Origin of the sequence: Bartonella sp. CR127HXZ, assembly GCF_042194555.1 — a bacterium.
GTDB lineage: Bacteria > Pseudomonadota > Alphaproteobacteria > Rhizobiales > Rhizobiaceae > Bartonella > Bartonella grahamii.
Window position 1 is genome coordinate 341 of the sequence record NZ_JBHIMZ010000068.1, and the last position, 421, is coordinate 761.

1 protein-coding gene is annotated in these 421 nt (G+C 32.3%); it reads right to left on the bottom strand.

Annotated elements, in window-relative coordinates; all coding sequences use genetic code 11:
* On the bottom strand, positions 1–186 hold a 186-nt coding region (locus tag ACFIKY_RS09140), incomplete at its 3' end, for an AAA family ATPase (RefSeq protein ID WP_375661746.1).
* Positions 187–421: the final 235 nt, after the last annotated feature.

The following is a 421-nucleotide window of genomic DNA, read 5'->3' on the forward strand; positions in this document are numbered from 1 at the left end:
TTCATTAGTAACGACAGTAAGATTATCTGGTTTACCCGGCAATTCAGACCAAGTGGTAATAGGATGGCGAGGATCAGCATCTATAATTGTAACTGGTTTAGCATGTGCAAGTTCACAAGCAAGGAGCAAAGCAGCTGTTGTTTTTCCACTCCCCCCCTTGGAATTAGCAAAGGATATGACAGGCATTTAGTTACTTTCTAAATAGAATATAGTATTGTATAGTATTATACCATAAGGTATAATAAAGTATTAAAATATACCCTTTATAAGGAGAAAAAATGACCAATAAACCCGTTCAAAATCATAACGATAAAGTTTTTAAAAACGTTAGCAAATTTTTTGAAACTTTTAATCAAAAAATAGATTGTTTTAACAAACCCGATACAATACAGCGTGATGGATTTACAGAAGTTAAAACAAA